This is a genomic window from Paenarthrobacter sp. 10N417 (assembly GCF_056394745.1).
This window is the reverse complement of sequence record NZ_JBFTIL010000004.1, coordinates 97,603-112,276: the sequence shown is the minus strand read 5'-3', so window position 1 is coordinate 112,276 and position 14,674 is coordinate 97,603. Positions and strand designations below refer to the sequence as shown.

The following is a 14,674-nucleotide window of genomic DNA, read 5'->3' as shown; positions in this document are numbered from 1 at the left end:
GCTAAAACCTTTCTTTGAATGCCCAGTTCCTACACGGAGCGGGACGAGCCGCCATCCACACGGATGTTCTGGCCTGTGATGTAACTTGATTCCTCGCTTGCGAGGAACCGGATGACCCGGGCCACTTCCCCGGAGCTGGCAGCCCTGCGCAGCGGTATCCGGGCGGTCCATTCAGCCGGCACGATACCGGGTTCCTCCTTGGTGAAGCCCGGGAGGACGTTGTTCATTCGTATTCCGGACGGACCGTACTCGTCGGAATACAGCTTGGTGAACGACCCCAGTGCGGCACGGAAAGTGCCGGACACCGGGTAGTTCGGATTCGGTTCAAAAGGGGAACTGGTGGAAACGTTCACAACCGATCCCCCGCCGGCGGCAAGCAGGTGGGGAGTGACAATTCGAGCCATGCGAATAACGTTCATAAGGTACATCTCGTAGCCTTCGAGCCATTCGTCGTCGCTGATCTCAAGCACCGGCTTCCTGGCCGCGTGGCCGGCACTGTTAATTACGACGTCGATCCGCCCGTAAGTCTCCAGCGCCAAGTCGGTTATTGACTGCAGGTCCACAACGGAACGGTTCGAACCAACCGCGCCCACCCCGCCGAGGCTACGTGCCAACTCCATGGCACTGCCGGAGGGAGAAAGGGCTGCGATTTTGTACCCGTCATCAGCCAACGCCCTGGCTGCCGCACCCGCGATTCCGCGGCCACCGCCTACCACCAGCGCTACCTTGACTGGTGCGTTCACTCCTTGTCCTCCGCCTCGCCGAGCTCGGCGTAGTGCTGGACGAGCCTGTCCATGGCGAGCGCTGAGAGTTCGGCCGCTTCGGCGAAGTCGATCTGGTCTCCCGCGGATGCCGAGATGTAGAAACCGTCCGTAAGGGCGCGGCCCAGCATGACGACTTTCCGCGCAAGGTCGGGCTTGGCGCGCAGCGCGGCTTCCGGAAGCCCTGGAGTGACGGCTTCCACCATGAGCTCATACATTTGCTCGCGCACTTCCAGGTACTTCTGGCGGGCAGCGTTTCCTGCCAGCCGCTTCTCCAAGGCGAAGAGCAGGCCGATGATCCAGAACGCTTCCTGTGCGTGCTCGGGATCAGTCGAATTGGCGGCGGACCCGGCGATACTCGTACGAAGGATTGCCCTGTTCTCCGGTCCACGGTGACGGGTCTGCCAGTTTTCGAAACAATAGTCGATCAGTGCAGCAAACAGGCCCTCTTTGTTTTCGAAGTGCCAGTAGACCGAACCGATCGGCAGGCCGGCAACCCGGGCCACCTCGGCCATGGTGGTGCCTTCGTAGCCCACTTTCACGGCCAGCTGGAGCACAGCTTCGAGGATGGCGCGTTCATTTTCCGGCGTGGATTGGTGGACGCGGCGACGCTTGCCGGTCTCGGTCTTGCCGTTGCTGCTGACATCCGCACCTGCCCGGGGACTCATGCGTTCAACTCCCCACGCGTCGCAGAGCGTTGTCCGCCGGGGTTGATCTTGGCAAACTGCACTTCCTCATAGATCTCGTGGCGCAGTTCGCCGAAGCGGGGAAGGGACCTGGTGTCTGCTTGGCTGCGGACGTCCGGAAGGTCGATGTGGAGGTCGGCCTGGACAATGGTCGGCGAGCTGGACAAGACCAGGACGCGCTCCGCCAGGTACACGGACTCATCGATGTCATGGGTGACAAAGAGGATGGTCATGTTCAGGCGCTTCCATACGTCCCGCACCAGGTCCTCGAGCTCGCCACGGGTCTGAGCGTCAACCGCCGCGAACGGTTCGTCCATGAGCAGGACGCTCGGGTTGGATGCCACAGCCCGGGCGATGGCCACGCGCTGCTGCATGCCGCCGGACAGCTGCCAAGGGTAGCTCTTGGTCGCGTGGGAAAGGCTGACCGCCTCCAGCGCTTCATTGACACGTACCCTGCGTTCGGCCTTCGGCACACCTGATGTCTTCAGAGGCAACCCGACGTTTTCTTCCACAGTGAGCCAGGGGAAGAGACTGCGGCTGTATTCCTGGAATACCACCGCCATGCCCTCGGCTGGACCGGAGACGCGCTTGCCGTCCAGCACCACCTCACCGGAGGTTGGTTCAAGAAGTCCGGCAATGCATTTCAGCAGTGTGGTCTTTCCGGAGCCGGAAGGACCCACGAGGCAGGCAAACTCACCGGCATGGAGATCGAAGGTGAGTGACCTGACGGCCTCCACCTCGTTGCGGGAGCCTACGCCGTAGACCTTCCGGACCTGCTGGACACTGAGACGGACGTCCGACTTGTTAGCCGTCATTGGAGGCCTCCTTAAGACCGTAGTACCATCCCAAAACCCATTTTTGGATCGCTTGGAATGCAACCGAGAGCAACACACCTATGATCCCCAGCAGGACGATGCCGCTCCACATTTCAGGGATTGCAACGCGGTTTTGGAAATTAATAATCGAGTAGCCAATACCGTCGGTCGAGGCGAACATCTCCGAAACGACCAGCAGGATGAGTCCCACGGCGAGGCTGTGCCGGATGCCGGCCATGATGAGCGGCATCGCTCCGGGCAGCACCAGGTAACGCATGCGGTTGAAGCCACGGAGCCGGTAGACCAGCGAAGTGTTCTTCAATACTTCATCGAGGGAACGCACGCCTTCAACCGTATTCAACAGGATGGGCCAAAGACAGCCCAGGACGATCACCGTCACCTTCATCGTGTCATTGATACCGATGAGCAGGAGCAGGACCGGGATGAGGATGGTTGACGGCACCGCCCTGATGAACTCAAGCAACGGCTCAAGGAGCCACCGCAAGCTGCGGGAAAGGCCGATTGCAATTCCGAGGGCGACGCCGAGCACCAGGGAGATTGCGAGGCTGATCAGGAGCCGCCCCATGCTCGGGAGGACGTCGTTGAAGAACTTCTCGCTGAACCACACCTTGGCAAAAGTGTCGGCCAGTTTGTCGGGCTTGGGGACAAAGAAGTTGACGCCCTGGGCTGTTGCCGCCCACCAGATGGCTATGAGGATGACCGGCAGGCCCAGCCACATGCCCAAACGCTTGAGGACGGTCATGCCGCCACCTCCGAACGGACGGAGCTGTGCCAGAAGAGCACTTTTCGCTCGATGAAACGGAAAATCAGGTTCACGACGATTCCCAAAAGACCTGATGTAATGATGAGGGCCATCATCGCCGACGGGTTGTCATTGAGCTGGGCCTGGGCGACCGCACGTCCTATCCCCGGTGTACCGACAATGAGCTCCGCGCTGATGGACAGGATCAAGGCGACAGTAGCTGCGAGCCGGATGCCCGTCATCAGGTACGGCAGGAGCGTGGGGAGAACGAGGTACCGCACGCGCTGCAGCCAGGTCATGCGCAAGGTGTGCACTGTGTCATCAGCAACTTTGTCAATGTCCGTGATGCCGTACAGGACCTGGATCAGGACGATCCAGAAGCAACCGTAAACTACGATCAGTAGCTCGGCGCCGATCCTCGGGCCAAAGAGCAGTGCAGCCAAAGGAATCAGGCCGACAGCCGGAATCGGGCGGCGGAACTCGATGGTGGTGTGGGTCGCCGACCGTAGGAATTTGCTCGAACCGATAAGGAGCCCAACCGCTACGCCACCCAGGATGGCCATGATGAGTCCGAGGAACCAAGCCCACATGGTCTGGCCGACGGTGATCCAGAATTGGGTGAAGGTCAAGTTGGTGAGGAATGTTGGAATGACCAGCGATGGTGGTGGCAAGTGGTGCTGGCTGACCGGGCCGAAGGCTGAGAAGACTTCCCAGACGATAAGTGCGGCGAGGATGCCAGCGACACCCAGGACATACGGCCCAATAGCAGCCCACTGCGCAGCACGCCGCACTGTCTGTTCCCGCGTGGGCAGGGAGCGCACAGCCACGCGGCTCAGGATCGGAGTTTGTGTTTCCACGGTTTCTGCTCTCGGTTGTTGCGATGAAATTTGTTGTCGGGGCCGGCCAGCGGCCCCGACAACAGCGGGTTATGGCTTCCAGATCACCTTGTCAACGTCCGGCTTGGTGCTGACGATGCCGTACTTGACGAGCAGATCCGCGAAAAGCTGGATGGTTTCTTTTGAGATGTCCGGGTTGTAGAGAGAGAGCTGGGCCTTCTTCGCAGCTGCAGGGTCCGTCCCCAAAGCGGCCGGCATTGCATCGCGGATCAGGTCGTTGTTCTCCGTCAGGAAAGGCAGGGCTTCCTTCATGGCCGCCGTGAAGCGCTTCACCTTATCGGAGTCACCCTCCACCAGCTTGCCACTGGAAATGGTCACTAGTTCGTTCGAACCCAGCCCGGCCTCCTGGATGAAGTCACTGACTACCCTGCCGCCCTTGGAAACCACCTGCTGCATGAAGGGTGAACCGGCCATGCCGGCGTCGATCTGGCCAGCCTCGATCTGCGCTGCAACCTCCGGGAAGGACAACTGAACGAACGCCACCTTCTTCGGGTCGCCGCCATCCTTGGCTACAGCTTCCCGAATGCCGATCTCACCGATGCTTCCCAGGGCGTTCACCGAGACCTTCTTGCCTTCAAGATCGCGGGCCGACTTGATGGTTGATGAGGCTCCAACAACCACTGCCGTGGAGTCTTCCACGATCTTGGGGTCGTTCTGGGTGACGCCCTCAACAATGCGGACGTCCAGGCCTTGTGTTGTTGCCGTCAGCGCCGTGACCGGGCTGGCCAACATGAAGTCGAGTTCGCCGGACGCCAGCGCAGGCAGCTGGGCCGCGCTGCTGCCGGCTCCAACCACAAGCTCCAAGTCGATGCCCTGCTTCTTGAAGTAGCCCTTGTCGATGGCCACTTGCATGGCTGCAACGGTGTTGGACGGGAAGATACCGTAAGTGACCTTGGTGAGTCCCTCGGATGTGCTGCCTGCTGCTGCCGGAGTGCTACCGTCCACAGATCCTGATGCGCAGCCACTGAGGGTCAGTGCCAGGCCCAAGGCAGCAACGGTAGCTGCGTGGGCTTTCTTGATGTTCATGAGATTCGCTCTCCCTTGAGTGAACGTTGGGCGGGCCTTCCCGCCTTACTGCCTGTGCTGGCGAGTTGCAGCAACAGTATTTTGCGGATTAAGCCTTTGTCAATGGATTATGCATTCTTAATCATGTTATGCGTTCTGCGGCGATAATGTGACGTCGGCCACGCTGAAAACCTTGCCCAAAACGCCGCTGAGTGCCTGTGCAAGGCACTCAGCAGCCACCACATGGTCGGGCCGCACGATGATCGCAGAGAAGGGCCTTTCGTCGAACCAAGCCTTCAGAACGCCGCTTTCGTCGCCCACTACCCGCACGCCAGGCGCGGCAGCAGCTTTGGCCCACGGCAGCTGCGTGGCCGGCACTGCGTGCACAAGGACACCGCCCAGCCTCCCAAGCTTCTCCGCGTCAGACTCACTGACGAACGCCATGGGATCGTTGTTCCAGACCACCACACGCCACCCTTGGCCGGTGGCGTCGTCCAACAGGACCGAAATACCTTCCTCGTTGCGGACTGTGGGCTGTGGGAACAACGTTCCCACCGTACGCGGCGCGTCTTCCCTGTCCGGGAGAGACTTCCACGTGGGGAGCTTCGACGGAACCACAATGCCGTGATCGTACTTAGGCATGGGTTTGTAGCCTTGGTTGTTCAGGCGGGCGCGGGCCTTGGGAAGCCGGTCCACCACGGCGGCGGCCATATCGCGGACGGCCGTGCGCAGCCTGTTGTGGTCCGTCACGAGGTTTGCCATGTTCAGCGACAAAGCCACCATGGCCTTGACGTGTTCACGGCGTTCGTCTTCGTAGGAATCAAGCAGGCGGTCGCTGGCTTTGCCGTGGACCACGGCTGCGAGTTTCCAGCCCAGGTTCAAGGCATCCCGGATGCCGGAGTTCCACCCCTGTCCAGCCACAACGGGCATGACATGGGCCGCATCGCCCGCCAGCAGGAAACGTCCCACACGGAACTTCTCCGCGACGCGGGCGTGGTGGGCATAGACCCGACGGCGGATGATGTTCAGGCTCGCTGGATCGGGTACGTGGGGGGCCAGGAGGGAGAAGACGAACTCATCATCCTCGGCCACCTCTTCCGATTCCCCTTCGAACAGCGTAAACTCCCAGCGCCGGATGCCGTGGGGCAGGCTGAGCGTTGCGTAGCCGCGGCTGGGGTCTCCACCGAACACTGCATGCGGTGTGCCGATGGGATCGTTCGCGACGTCGATCACGAGTCCGCGCGTCGATCGGGTTTCGCCTTCGAATGCCAGCCCAAGGTGCTGGCGGGTCAGCGACCGGCCGCCGTCGCAACCCACGACGTAGCTGCCGGTAACCCTTCCCTGTCCAGTGGGCGTGCTGACCGTGGCGCTAACGCCGTCGGAATCCGATCCAAAAGCGTCCACCCGGCAACCGAAACGCACCTCCACATGGGGGTACCGCGCCAGGCCTTCGAGCAGGGCCTTATCGACCAGGGGCTGGATAAAGCCGTTCCTTCGGGGCCAGCCGAACTCGCGGGTGGTGGGATTGATTTCCGCCAGCACCTTGCGGTCGCCGTTGACGATCCGGATCTTCTGGTCAGGCACCGTGTGCGGCAGCACCTTATCCACCAAACCGATGGTCTGCATGGTCCGGAGCGCCTCGTCGTCAATGCCGACGGCACGCGGGTAATCAATGAGTTCATCGCGGCCTTCAAGGACCACGGTGTTGACGCCAAACTGGCCAAGGAGGTTGGCGAGGGTCAAACCGACCGGACCGGCTCCGATGATAATTACGTCCTTGCGGTCGCTCATTCTGGGCCCCTCAGGGTCTTGATGGATTCCTGAGCCGCACGGCTAAGGAAGACGAGGTCAATGCCGAGGCCGACGTAGTCGACGAGTTCCCGGTCAAGAAGGTCGGCTGCGTAAGTACCGGAGCCAGAATAGATGCCCAAAGTCACGCCGTGTTCCCTCGTCAAGGCAGCCAATTGGACTATGGCTTCGCGGACGGGTCCGTCTTCCCAGTCGCCCCTGCCCGGAAGGCCGAAGGACACGGCCAGGTCCGCCGGCCCGACGTAAATGGAGTCCAGGCCGGGAGTCGTGACGATCTCTTCCGCGTTCTTCAGGCCGGCCACTGTTTCAATCTGGGCGATGGTGGACACGGCGCGGTTGCCCGCTTCGGTGTAGGACTCTCCCTTATAAAGGGACGGCCTGCTGGGACCGAGGCTACGGTTGCCCACACCGGGGTACTTGGTGGCTTCTACCAGCATTCGCGCTTGTTCCCCCGACTCGATGGTAGGTGCGATGATTCCGCGTGCACCGCTGTCCAGCAGACGAAGGATGGGGGCCGGATCCAGGCTTCCTACCCGGGCATAGCTGTAGGCGGAATCGCGGGGTGTGGCCCGCAGCATGGTGCAGGCTGCTTCCAGCCCCACTTCGCCGTGCTGCAGGTCGACCACCACGCCGTCGTATCCAGCAGCCAGCGCCCACTCCGTGACGGAGAGGGAAGGGATTGCCTGGTGCAACAGTGCGGGCGGCCGCCCGCCGCGGCTCTCCCACTTCATTTCGCGGTGCTTTCCGTCAGGCGCTTGGCGTGGGCGGCAGCGTTCATTCCGCCGAATATGGGGTTGATCTCGCGTCGCGCGATCTTCCATTCCCCGTCTACCTCGCGGTAGACCTCCCGGAATTCACCCACGCTGGCAGGCATGAGCGGGTTCTCCGAGGAGTCCCGGAACGTCAGGTACTGCGTCCAGCCATGGAGCTCCCCGCCTACACATTCCAAACGGATGCCGCCGATGAGGTGGCGGCCCACAACTCCCGTGACCTTGGCGCGACGCTCGCCCCAGGCCTTGATGGCGTCACGGCCATCCATGTCGCCCAAGGGGCCGGTGGATACAGCGTCTTCCGTGTATAGCTCCCAGGTTGTGTCCGCCTTGCCGTGATCGAGGCGCCACAGCAATTCCGCGACGAGTGCCTCGATGGCCACCCGGGTTTCGATCGTCACCTTATGCATGGACGGCCTCCGTCAGGTGCGCCACGACGTCTCCGAACCCGTGCGAGTACTTCGCCGAGTACGTAATGTTGGGATCCCAGTCCACGATCAATCCGATGGATCCGGAGAGCAGGATTTCTCCCGCACGGAGGGGCTTGCCGATCCTCAACGAGGTATCTGCCAACCACTGCACTGCATGGATGGGATCGCCCATGACATTTCCGCCAACGCCGCGCGTCAACTCTTCGTCGCCGCGGTAGAGGACCATCTCGACCTGCTTGAGGTCGACTTCGCCGTAAGGGATGCGAACCGAACCTGTGACAATTCCTTCGCAGGCCGCGTTGTCAGCGATCGTGTCAACGATACCCATCTTGTAGCTGTGGTAACGGTTATCAACCAGTTCCATTGCAGGCGTCACATAGTCGATGGCCGCTTCCACTGATGCCAGGTCCGGATCCAGGATGTCCGACTTCAGGACGAACGCCAGCTCGGCTTCGATCTTGGGGTGGAAGTACGCTGACGACGGCCGCTCAACCGGGGACTCGAAGACCATGTTGTCCAGGATGATGCCGTAGTCAGGCTCGTCCACGCCGGCACGCGCCTGGACCACAGGATTAGTCAGGCCAACTTTCCGACCAACGCGACGGCGGCCTTCCGCGGCTTCGCGCTGCTGGGTAACGAGCTCGGAGATACGGTAGGCCGCGTCCTTGTCCTTCTCCGGTAGCCGGTGGCGAACGAATTCGATAGGGGTGCGCGTTGTCCGCGCCTTGTAGAGATCGTCAGCGATCTCCGTAATGATGTCCGACATCTTCATCACGCCTTTCTGCTGAGGAAGTCGAGTGCTTTTTCGTTGAATTTCGTGGGATCCTCCCACTGCGGCCAATGGGCGGCGTTGCGGATCAGCGCGAATTCGCCGTCCGGAATTGCCGCCGCCAGGGTCTCGCCCGTTGCCACACCGCCCGTCGGCTCATGGTCCGTCCACACGAGCAGGGCCGGCACCGGGATGGCAGCGTAGTCTTCCTTGGTCACTTGGTTCCGGGCGCGGATGTCCGGAACCTGGAGCGCCATGATGTGCTCCATGGAGGTGATGAAGCCCGGCCGGCTGTAGACGGCACGGCGTACTTCCACCAGCTCGTCCGTGATCTGTTCGGGGTTGTGGATGACCACTTGGAGCCGTGCCTTGACGTTCTCGTAGCTGGGGTCCTCCACGGCCTTGCGACTCACTGGGCTGACACGATCCATGGACATAGGGCCCACCATGCGGCCGCCGGGAGCGCTCAGGACAATGGTGTGCAGGCGCTCGGGGTGGTGCGCGGCGAACTTGATAGCGATCCACCCACCGAGGGACTCGCCCAGGAGGTGCACCTTGTCCAGGCCCAGCACGTCCAGGAGATCCAGCAGATGTGCCTCGTAGTCCGGGATTTCCAAGTCGGCTTCAGCCAACGTTGAAAAGCCATGCCCGGGGTAGTCGTAACCGATGACCTTGTAATTCTGCGCCAGCGCACGGATGTTGTGGGTCCACGCTTCGATGTGCCCGCTGGTGCCATTGAGGAGGACCAGGGTTTGCTGTCCGGCGCCCACGGTAAGGACCCGTGTCAGCCATGGTCCTACTTGAACATACTCAAGGGTGTGGGGAAGGTCGGCAATCTCGCCCCACATGGTTACCTGGGTCATGCGTTCTGGGGAACAGCAGCTGTGATACCGAAGCCGGCACCCCAGGTCTTAACCGGCCAGTAGCGGTCCACCACCATGCTGTAGTCGCCCGCCGTCGACAATGCGCTGAAAGCCGCGATCCAGGAACGCATCTCATGTGCTGCGCTTCCGCCTTCGGCAATGAACTCGTCGTTGTCCCAGCCGTCCACGTCGCTCAGCGAGCCCGAACGGAACACCTTCATCAGCTTCTGGTCCCATTCCTCATTGAGGGGTGCGCTGGATGCGCGGCCGTCCGCAATAGCCTGAATGCCCTCAATGATCTTTCCTTCGCGGGCTGCACGGTCTTCTTTAGACGGTGCATAAGAGACCAAACGCTGCTGGACAGGGTCGGGCGCGCCGTCGTACTCGGGAATCGGCGGGTTGTGGGAGAGCCCGCCCGAGGCCACAAGGAGAACGCGCTTATCCAGTTGCTGGGCAGCGCGACCCAACGCCTCACCCATCAGACGGATCCGGGCCATGGGCGTAAGGGGCTTGCCGATGGCGTTCACAAATACGGGAACGAACGGGTTGGTGAAGCCCGAGCCAAACAGGAATTCCAACGGCTGCATGACGCCGTGGTCAACTTGGAGACGCTCCGAACGAGCTATGTCGATTCCCTGGGCAATGGTGAGCGCGTGCAGTTCCCGGGCAGTCTCGGAATCGACAGGGAGGGGGCCTTCGCCGGTTCCGTAATCGCCAACACCGACAGCCTGAGCACCAATGGCGAACGGCGGCATCATCGAGTAGAGCACACCGTTGAAGTGGTCCGGGCCGAAGATGACGGTAACATCCGGGGCGAAGTCCTCAACGAATGAGCGAACTTCTCCCAGGGCTTCATTCATTTCGGCGAAGATCGTTCCCCCGGGATCGACGTTCCCAAATGATGGCGCGTGTGACAACGCGGCAAGTGCAAGCGACATTGCTTTCCCTCTCAGTGAGCTCGACCACATCTGGTCGTTCCCTAGAGTGTAGATTCTAGATTCGTCATTTGCAATGCTTTGCTGTGATTCGTGCCAGCCGGCGCCTTCAAAGGCATCAAGCCCAGAGCCCTCTTACGTCAGATTCTGGCGCTCACCGGACAGCTGGAAACACTGGCCCTGGTCAAGAAACCAGCACCCCTCAAACCCGTAAACCGAGCCTGGAACGGCTAGGCAATCCGGAGGTTCTTCAACGAGGCAACGAAGCCACTCATCCGGAGGCTTCAAATGAGGCAACGTATTCTCTTCCCGGAGGTATTGCAATGAGGCAACAGGCTCTGACCGTGCGCTTTGAAGCGTCCTTATAGCCACCGGCTTATGGGCACTCAATCGGCAGTTCGGGCTGCGGCTCTGGGTAAACTCGCAGTCAACGGAAGGAGCCTCGCATGACAAAGCGGAAAATTCACGGCCTCTGGGTGTTATACCTGATGCCGATCTTCCTACTCTTCGGCTTGGTCATGTGGCTAATGCAAGATGTTCTGAACTGGTTCTGAGCGTCCGATGGTGGATCCTTGACCGGGCGCAGCTCAAGTCCGGCAAGACATCGGTTATTGTGCAGTGTCCCCTAGTGGGACCCGGCCGCACCGATGAAGACACACGAGACGCGTTCGCGCACGGCGGGTGGGCCGATGGATACCAGGACGACGTATCAATGAAGTATGCCGGCGAGGGAATGAGCGTTGGGGATAGCCTCCTGTTTGGCCACCGCACCTACGACGACGTCCTCGGATACTGGACCTCCATGGGGCCCAACCCATTCGTCGACGTACTGGTGGGGTCAGAAAAGTTCGTCGTCTCGCACAACCCTGACGTCAAGCTGTCGTACCCCAGCAGCGAACTCCTCGTCGGAGATGCAGTTTCGACCGTAGCCGCGCTCAAGAACCGCAACCCCCGCGACCTCATGATCATGGGCAGCGATAAATTAGTGCGCCAACTATACGCCGCAGGCCTGATCGATCAATACGCACTTCTTATTCACCCCATCGTGCTCGGATCAGGAACCCGTCTCTTCCCGGAAGGAGCCCGTACGGACCTAAAGTTGGAACGCAGCATCGCCACCACCACCGGCGTGATTATTGCCGAATACAGCGTCACGCCCCCGAAGGATAGGGCTTCGTAGTTCTGCAACGGCCAGCGGACGCTGGCCTCACGCTACGGCAACAGCGCGGAACTCAGGGACTGGCGGAAGTTGCCCAGCGCAGGCGAACTACGCAGCCAAGGTCGGGCCGCCCCCGGATGCGTTGCCCGCCTGCGCCGGGCCGGGCTGCGTCAACGTGCGCGCGGCCCGTGAGCCTGCGGCGGTGCTCGCCCCGATGGTGATGAGGGCTCCGAGGATAATGGCCGCGGCTTCTCCCGTCGCCAACAAATGCAATTGGGAGCCGATCGTTGCCGCGGCAACCGGCACTCCCAACTGGGACGCTGCAAGCACCGCGAGCGGCAGAGGCTGGCCCAATAGCCGCAGGCTTCCATGGACCAGCAGGGCACCCAGACCAAGGCAAATCCCGAGGAGAAGCATTTTGGGGCTTCCGGCAAGGGCGCGCAGATCCAGCGATGCGCCAAGCCAGACGAAAAACACTGGCCCCAGAAAGCCATCGCTGACGGCGAATAGCTGATGAGCCAATCGCCGGGGTTCGCCCACCGCTGCGACCACCAGGCCGAAGGAGAACCCGGCCAGCATGATGGACACGTGACCCGCCACAGCAAGTCCGGAGAGCGCGAACAGCACGGCAAGTTGGACCCTCAGCTCCAGGGCGAACTTCCGGTCCTCGGACACGGCATGCACCCGTGCGCGCGTGCCGTTGCGCTCCAGCCAGCGAAGCACGAAGAACAAAACCGCAGCACACGCCGCGACGACGGCTGCCCCTGCAGCTGCCCTCGGCGCATTGGATGGGTCGACAGCAAGCGGAAGCGCCACAATGCAGGCGATGTCCGCCACCGCCACTTGCGCCGTCGTCGTCAAAACCTGTGGTCCCCTCAGCCGCAGCGAATCGACGATCGGCAGGACCAAGGCTGCCGACGAGGACGCGAGCAGAACGATGTAAAGAGGAGCATGTCCGGTGCCGAAGGCAAAGGCAATGCCGATTCCGACGACGGCCGCCAACACTGCGGCGATGCCGGCACGCAGCGCACCCGCGCCCAGTGCCGGGCGGATGGCTTTGTCCCGCACTGGGACATGCGTTCCTGCGACGAACATGACGAGGGCAAACCCGACGTCGGCCACAAAGGTGAACGTGGCATCCGAGGAGTCCACCAGACCCAAACCCGTACGCCCGATGGCGATGCCAGCCAGTAACTGCCCCAGAACGACGGGGAAATGCCATCTCCGGGGAAGCGCCAGCAGCGGTCCCAGTAGCGCGACCGCGGCGATCAGCGAAAGCTGAAAGAACGACACCTTCCTCCTTCCACCCGGCATGCGGTTGGCTTGCGGTAATTACCGGGGCACGTCAGCCAGTTGAGTGGAATGTCGGTGTTTTCGTCCGTGTAGTAGCTTGCGCATACCCGATGGTAGCCGTCGGCCACGACAGCGGGCATCCCTTGGACCAGATCCCCCTGACAGCCAGTTCAAAGCTCCGACATAGGTTCCGTGGCTATCGTACCGACTGTGGAAGAACTCACACCCCGGCCCCTTGGGAGACAGTCTCCCCGGATGGGCGACGCGCGCCTCCGCTCCCTGACGTTTCGACGCCGCCGGGTGGTCATAATGGCCACGGGCGCGATTCTTCTGGCCGTGGCGCTGCCTGTCGGCGTCCACTCGGCCGCGCAGGCCCATTCGACGTCTATCGTCCGGCCGGGTGGCACGACGAATAATCCGGCTGCGGGGAGGAGCGCAGCTCCATCCGCCGCGGCTGTCCCCGGAACAGTCAACGTCATTGATCCGGCATTGGACGCCAAGATCAAGGGCATCATCGACGCGTACCCGGAGTATCAGATCGGGGTGGCGCTCATKGATGTGTCGGCCGGAGCCGACGGGCAGGAAGTCCATCAATACGGGGTCGAGGAGCCCTTTGAGGCCGCCAGCACCGCCAAGGTCCTGGCCGCGGAAGCGTATTACCATCTTGTTGAAACGGGCGGGGCATCCCTGGACGAGCCCCTCGCAGCCTATCCCGCGTCCTTCCAGCTGAAAGCAATGATCCAGCAAAGCGACAATGACTCCTGGTCGCTGATTATGAATGCCGTCGGCCACCAGGAGCTGACGGCGTACGCGAATTCTTTGGGCGTGCAGTACGACCCCGAGAGCAATACACTCGCCCCGGTGGACATGGCGCGCATCCTTGCCGGGCTCTACTCCGGGAACTTGCTCAATGCCGGGGACACCACTGAACTGTTATCTACCATGCAGGACACTAACGATGAGACGCTCATCCCCGCCGCCGTTCCCGCCGGCGTCACCGTGTTCCACAAGTACGGCGAGCTGGGCGGAGAACTGCACGACGCCGGCGTCCTGGACAAGGATGGCCGCGCCTACGCCCTTGTCGTCTACACCAAAGGTGAGGATCTAAGCAGCGTCCCCGAGCGCACCGAGGTCATCCACCAAGTGACAGGGGCCGTGGCCGAGGCCCTTTTCTAAGGTCCTGACCCGCCGGAGGAAACAGCAACAATTTGTCTGTGTTTCACGACCGTGGCTCCGCTTCCCTGCGAACGTAACAGTTACGTAGGTGATTACGGCGCCGCTGTGGTGGGCGCCGAGGGAATGGCGCTCGGCGAGGCCCCGTTGGTGGGGGACCCGTTCTGGCGGTTCCGCCCCTGGCCGCCGTTGAAATTCTGGAACTGGCCCCGCCCCGGACGGGCCTGTCCCGCATCCATTGCCTTAGTGACGCCGACGCCGGCGAAGAAACCGATGGCAACCAGCAGCACCGCAAGGAGGATCTGCGTCAGGCGGCCCATCTTGAACCGCTTCTTTGGCACCAACGGCTCCGATGTCTGGGGCTGTCCCCAACCTTGGGCGGTGGGTTCCTGGCCCGTGGCGTGCAGTACGGCGGTTTGCTGTCCTGCGGTGGGACGTTCGTTGTCGAGCTGGTGGGGCTCTGGCTGGTTGTTGGGACCGGGCTCGGGCGTTGGGTAGGACATGTGGGACTCCTGTTGGGATTTTTCTTGGACGTGCTGGGGGAAT

16 protein-coding genes are annotated in these 14,674 nt (G+C 61.7%); 2 read left to right on the top strand and 14 right to left on the bottom strand.

Annotated elements, in window-relative coordinates:
• Positions 1 to 29: 29 nt before the first annotated feature.
• From AC1DCM_RS06505 to AC1DCM_RS06450, 12 genes are all read right to left on the bottom strand, one after another.
• Positions 30 to 743 (bottom strand): SDR family oxidoreductase, encoded by a 714-nt coding sequence (locus AC1DCM_RS06505; RefSeq protein ID WP_442018968.1) that lies wholly within the window; start codon positions 741 to 743, stop codon positions 30 to 32.
• Positions 740 to 1,429 carry a TetR/AcrR family transcriptional regulator gene (locus AC1DCM_RS06500; RefSeq protein WP_442005001.1) on the bottom strand — a complete coding sequence of 230 codons (690 nt, stop codon included), beginning with the start codon at positions 1,427 to 1,429 and terminating at the stop codon, positions 740 to 742. Before AC1DCM_RS06500 ends, AC1DCM_RS06505 begins: the two co-directional genes overlap by 4 nt.
• Complete coding sequence (locus AC1DCM_RS06495) at positions 1,426 to 2,262, bottom strand: ABC transporter ATP-binding protein (RefSeq protein WP_442018969.1); 837 nt, start codon at positions 2,260 to 2,262, stop codon at positions 1,426 to 1,428. The genes AC1DCM_RS06500 and AC1DCM_RS06495 overlap by 4 nt, the downstream gene beginning before the upstream one ends.
• Positions 2,252 to 3,025: an ABC transporter permease gene (locus AC1DCM_RS06490; RefSeq protein WP_442018970.1), complete on the bottom strand. Its 774-nt coding sequence runs from the start codon at positions 3,023 to 3,025 to the stop codon at positions 2,252 to 2,254. Before AC1DCM_RS06490 ends, AC1DCM_RS06495 begins: the two co-directional genes overlap by 11 nt.
• Entirely contained in the window at positions 3,022 to 3,882 is an 861-nt protein-coding gene (locus AC1DCM_RS06485; RefSeq protein ID WP_477517718.1) for an ABC transporter permease, read from the bottom strand. The genes AC1DCM_RS06490 and AC1DCM_RS06485 overlap by 4 nt, the downstream gene beginning before the upstream one ends.
• A 69-nt stretch (positions 3,883 to 3,951) precedes the next feature.
• Complete coding sequence (locus AC1DCM_RS06480) at positions 3,952 to 4,947, bottom strand: ABC transporter substrate-binding protein (RefSeq protein ID WP_477517717.1); 996 nt, start codon at positions 4,945 to 4,947, stop codon at positions 3,952 to 3,954.
• Positions 4,948 to 5,073: 126 nt separating this feature from the next.
• Positions 5,074 to 6,717 carry a bifunctional 3-(3-hydroxy-phenyl)propionate/3-hydroxycinnamic acid hydroxylase gene (locus AC1DCM_RS06475; RefSeq protein WP_477517716.1) on the bottom strand — a complete coding sequence of 548 codons (1,644 nt, stop codon included), beginning with the start codon at positions 6,715 to 6,717 and terminating at the stop codon, positions 5,074 to 5,076.
• Positions 6,714 to 7,466, bottom strand: a complete 753-nt coding sequence (locus AC1DCM_RS06470) for an HpcH/HpaI aldolase family protein (RefSeq protein WP_442004995.1) — start codon at positions 7,464 to 7,466, stop codon at positions 6,714 to 6,716. Before AC1DCM_RS06470 ends, AC1DCM_RS06475 begins: the two co-directional genes overlap by 4 nt.
• Positions 7,463 to 7,915 (bottom strand): nuclear transport factor 2 family protein, encoded by a 453-nt coding sequence (locus AC1DCM_RS06465; protein ID WP_442004994.1) that lies wholly within the window; start codon positions 7,913 to 7,915, stop codon positions 7,463 to 7,465. The genes AC1DCM_RS06470 and AC1DCM_RS06465 overlap by 4 nt, the downstream gene beginning before the upstream one ends.
• Positions 7,908 to 8,708 carry a 2-keto-4-pentenoate hydratase gene (locus AC1DCM_RS06460; RefSeq protein ID WP_442004993.1) on the bottom strand — a complete coding sequence of 267 codons (801 nt, stop codon included), beginning with the start codon at positions 8,706 to 8,708 and terminating at the stop codon, positions 7,908 to 7,910. The genes AC1DCM_RS06465 and AC1DCM_RS06460 overlap by 8 nt, the downstream gene beginning before the upstream one ends.
• Positions 8,708 to 9,568 carry an alpha/beta fold hydrolase gene (locus AC1DCM_RS06455; RefSeq protein ID WP_442018974.1) on the bottom strand — a complete coding sequence of 287 codons (861 nt, stop codon included), beginning with the start codon at positions 9,566 to 9,568 and terminating at the stop codon, positions 8,708 to 8,710. The genes AC1DCM_RS06460 and AC1DCM_RS06455 overlap by 1 nt, the downstream gene beginning before the upstream one ends.
• Entirely contained in the window at positions 9,565 to 10,506 is a 942-nt protein-coding gene (locus tag AC1DCM_RS06450) for a 3-carboxyethylcatechol 2,3-dioxygenase (protein ID WP_442004991.1), read from the bottom strand. The genes AC1DCM_RS06455 and AC1DCM_RS06450 overlap by 4 nt, the downstream gene beginning before the upstream one ends.
• A 517-nt stretch (positions 10,507 to 11,023) precedes the next feature.
• Between AC1DCM_RS06450 and AC1DCM_RS06445 the strand changes: the two genes are divergently transcribed.
• On the top strand, positions 11,024 to 11,683 hold the full coding sequence (locus AC1DCM_RS06445) for a dihydrofolate reductase family protein (RefSeq protein ID WP_477517715.1): 660 nt from the start codon (positions 11,024 to 11,026) through the stop codon (positions 11,681 to 11,683).
• An 87-nt stretch (positions 11,684 to 11,770) separates the two neighbouring features.
• On the opposite strand, the gene AC1DCM_RS06440 is transcribed toward AC1DCM_RS06445, so the two are convergent.
• A complete protein-coding gene (locus tag AC1DCM_RS06440; RefSeq protein ID WP_442018977.1) occupies positions 11,771 to 12,955 on the bottom strand; it encodes a cation:proton antiporter in 1,185 nt (394 codons plus the stop codon).
• A gap of 192 nt (positions 12,956 to 13,147) precedes the next feature.
• Between AC1DCM_RS06440 and AC1DCM_RS06435 the strand changes: the two genes are divergently transcribed.
• Positions 13,148 to 14,131 (top strand): serine hydrolase, encoded by a 984-nt coding sequence (locus AC1DCM_RS06435; RefSeq protein ID WP_477517714.1) that lies wholly within the window; start codon positions 13,148 to 13,150, stop codon positions 14,129 to 14,131.
• A 92-nt stretch (positions 14,132 to 14,223) separates the two neighbouring features.
• On the opposite strand, the gene AC1DCM_RS06430 is transcribed toward AC1DCM_RS06435, so the two are convergent.
• Positions 14,224 to 14,631: a hypothetical protein gene (locus tag AC1DCM_RS06430; protein WP_477517713.1), complete on the bottom strand. Its 408-nt coding sequence runs from the start codon at positions 14,629 to 14,631 to the stop codon at positions 14,224 to 14,226.
• Positions 14,632 to 14,674 lie beyond the last annotated feature (43 nt).

What these genes read in the sequence shown, in the direction of transcription:
- AC1DCM_RS06500 (WP_442005001.1), bottom strand. Translation starts at nt 1,429, where the DNA reads ATGAGTCCCCGGGCAGGTGCGGATGTCAGCAGCAACGGCAAGACCGAG.
- AC1DCM_RS06495 (WP_442018969.1), bottom strand. Translation starts at nt 2,262, where the DNA reads ATGACGGCTAACAAGTCGGACGTCCGTCTCAGTGTCCAGCAGGTCCGG.
- AC1DCM_RS06490 (WP_442018970.1), bottom strand. Translation starts at nt 3,025, where the DNA reads ATGACCGTCCTCAAGCGTTTGGGCATGTGGCTGGGCCTGCCGGTCATC.
- AC1DCM_RS06480 (WP_477517717.1), bottom strand. Translation starts at nt 4,947, where the DNA reads ATGAACATCAAGAAAGCCCACGCAGCTACCGTTGCTGCCTTGGGCCTG.
- AC1DCM_RS06475 (WP_477517716.1), bottom strand. Translation starts at nt 6,717, where the DNA reads ATGAGCGACCGCAAGGACGTAATTATCATCGGAGCCGGTCCGGTCGGT.
- AC1DCM_RS06470 (WP_442004995.1), bottom strand. Translation starts at nt 7,466, where the DNA reads ATGAAGTGGGAGAGCCGCGGCGGGCGGCCGCCCGCACTGTTGCACCAG.
- AC1DCM_RS06465 (WP_442004994.1), bottom strand. Translation starts at nt 7,915, where the DNA reads ATGCATAAGGTGACGATCGAAACCCGGGTGGCCATCGAGGCACTCGTC.
- AC1DCM_RS06460 (WP_442004993.1), bottom strand. Translation starts at nt 8,708, where the DNA reads ATGAAGATGTCGGACATCATTACGGAGATCGCTGACGATCTCTACAAG.
- AC1DCM_RS06455 (WP_442018974.1), bottom strand. Translation starts at nt 9,568, where the DNA reads ATGACCCAGGTAACCATGTGGGGCGAGATTGCCGACCTTCCCCACACC.
- AC1DCM_RS06450 (WP_442004991.1), bottom strand. Translation starts at nt 10,506, where the DNA reads ATGTCGCTTGCACTTGCCGCGTTGTCACACGCGCCATCATTTGGGAAC.
- AC1DCM_RS06430 (WP_477517713.1), bottom strand. Translation starts at nt 14,631, where the DNA reads ATGTCCTACCCAACGCCCGAGCCCGGTCCCAACAACCAGCCAGAGCCC.